Here is a 2,298-nt window from a genome sequence, read left to right as displayed (position 1 = left end):
GGTAGAGCGCGTAAGTTATCTTGCAGCATATGTGGTTGAAAATCTCGGTAACCATCGATGGCGAGCAGCACAATACGCTTAAAATCAGCATTCGTTTTATGTTGATAAACATAAGGTTGTGATAACCAAGTGGCTTTCAATGTCCCCATCGGAGTAATGCGATAGTGGTTACTATTATCCGCTTGGTGTGTCAGCGGCATGCCGCGCTGCTGCAGCGTTTTTTGAAACCACATTAACCCTTTCGAAATAGTGTCAGCGCCAATTTTACTGTAAGGGTGATTCGGGGCTTGTTGACGTAATGCTTCCATGGCGAGCAAAGGGGATTCAACCGCTTCGCCGCTAGGCAGTTTACCCAGAACATCGATGGAACCGGATGAAAAATGCAGAGCACTTTGGCCTTGACTGATCAGTGCTGTTTTTAGGCCCGCTTGTAAGCAGCGAAGACCAGCACTGTAACCTGCAATTCCACCACCGATAATTGTGACGTCGTATTTCATCATAACGTCTCCTCACTTTCATTTTGCTTGTGTTGCGTTGGAATGTCATTGGCTCCGAACAAGCCTTCGTAAATCCAGTAACTGAATTCAGCCTCGCGCAGTGCATCTCCCCAGAAAATCGGTTTAATGCCTTTCCAGCGCTCTTCTAAAAACTCAACCAACAGTTGGCTCGATTGGTTTCCCGAAACGTGACCATATTCTTGAAATAAGCTGGCGGCGCGATAGCTGCAAAGCTCCCCTTGGCACGGCCCCATACCTAAACGAGTGCGGCGACGTAAATCGACCAAGTTATTTACATCGAGTTGCTTAATTGCGTATTCAATTTCGCCCGCGGTCACCATTTCACATTCACAAATAACCGCTTGGCTCTTTGCATCATCAGATAAGAAATTTTGTGCGCGCTCACCATGGCGATAAATAGCCGATTCATAGACGGGTTTGGCAATGCTGGCGGTTTTTTTTACCTGTTTGGGGGTTTCGTTGGAGCCGGGTAGGGCGCGAGTATGAGTTTCGCAAGGGGTATTATTGCCCAGTTTTTTGGCGACTAAATCGGTCGCCCATTCTGCCATTAGGCGGTAAGTCATTAATTTACCGCCTGTAATCGTGGTGAGGCCTTTCAGTCCATCGCGTTGTTCGTGGTCAAGTAATACGATGCCGCGACTGATGTTTCGGCCGCTGCCATCATCATTAATAGAGACCAATGGACGCACACCCGCATAAGCGCGTAATACACGAGTATTCGCCATGATGGGGGCCAGTTTCGCGCCTTCGGCCAGTAGTATATCAACCTCTTTTTCAGTCACGTGCAGGTTGTCAATTTGGTCGTAGTCAATGTGTTCAGAGGTAGTACCGATCAGGGAAATGGTATCACCAGGGACAAGAATATCGGCATCAGAAGGCTTGCGACAGCGGTTGATCACAAGGTTGTTGATACGATAATCAAGGATCAACAATGAGCCTTTCGCGGGGAACATTTTGATGTTGAGATCGGCGTATTCACAAATGTTTTGTCCCCATATTCCAGCTGCGTTAATCACTTCTTTGGCGAAAATCTCATATTGTTGATGAGTGTTGAGCTGTAAACAGCGCACGCCTAATACTGTGTCACCTTGGCGGATCAGCGACGTCACAATGGTTTTGTTCATGATCCGCGCACCATGCTCTTTGGCGTCTAGCACATTGGAAGCGCATAAACGAAAAGGGTCGAGTGTGCCATCGGGTACTTTGACCGCGCCAACAAGGTTTGGATTAACGTGAGGCTCTAAACGCAGTGCTTCTTTGGCAGAAAGCGGCTCGGTTGTAATGCCAGCTTGAGCGCACGCGTCGATAAACGTGCTCTGAAAAGCAAGATCGTCTTCAGGCAGAGTAATGAACAGGCCGTCGGTTTTCTCTACACAATGTCTGGCGATATTTTTTAAAATTTGATTCTCTTGGATGCACTCTTTGGCCGATTCAGGATCGGTAACTGCGTAACGTGCTCCGGAATGTAATAAACCGTGATTTCGCCCGGTGGTACCAGAGGCAATATCATCTTTTTCTAGCAAAATACACCCAATGCCACGCAGTGCGCAGTCGCGCATGATCCCAGTACCGGTTGCTCCGCCACCAATGATAACAACATCGGTTTCAAATCGTGTGGTTGTGGTCATGGTGAAACCTTATTCGATGAAAAACTTATATTTAGTGTGGCATTTTCAATAGAAAATGTTCGATATATTGCTCACAAAAGCGCGAGTGAGCGAAATTGTGTTTCATTTTGGCGTTGAATTCATGTCTGCATGTCGATTTATATCAAAATGAT

The 2,298-nt window shown here is 46.9% G+C and carries 2 protein-coding genes; both read right to left on the bottom strand.

Going from position 1 to position 2,298, the window contains the following annotated elements; genetic code table 11:
* Positions 1-500, bottom strand: a 500-nt coding sequence (gene glpB, locus VOR_RS0103240; protein WP_029626857.1) for an anaerobic glycerol-3-phosphate dehydrogenase subunit GlpB, incomplete at its 3' end; no start/stop codon positions are given.
* A complete protein-coding gene (glpA, locus tag VOR_RS0103235) occupies positions 497-2,146 on the bottom strand; it encodes an anaerobic glycerol-3-phosphate dehydrogenase subunit A (RefSeq protein WP_010318298.1) in 1,650 nt (549 codons plus the stop codon). The genes glpA and glpB, both read right to left, overlap by 4 nt.
* Positions 2,147-2,298: the final 152 nt, after the last annotated feature.

It is taken from the genome of Vibrio ordalii ATCC 33509 (assembly GCA_000257205.1).
GTDB lineage: Bacteria > Pseudomonadota > Gammaproteobacteria > Enterobacterales > Vibrionaceae > Vibrio > Vibrio ordalii.
Note: the sequence above shows the minus strand (reverse complement) of the source record. Positions and strands in the feature narration are given on the sequence as shown.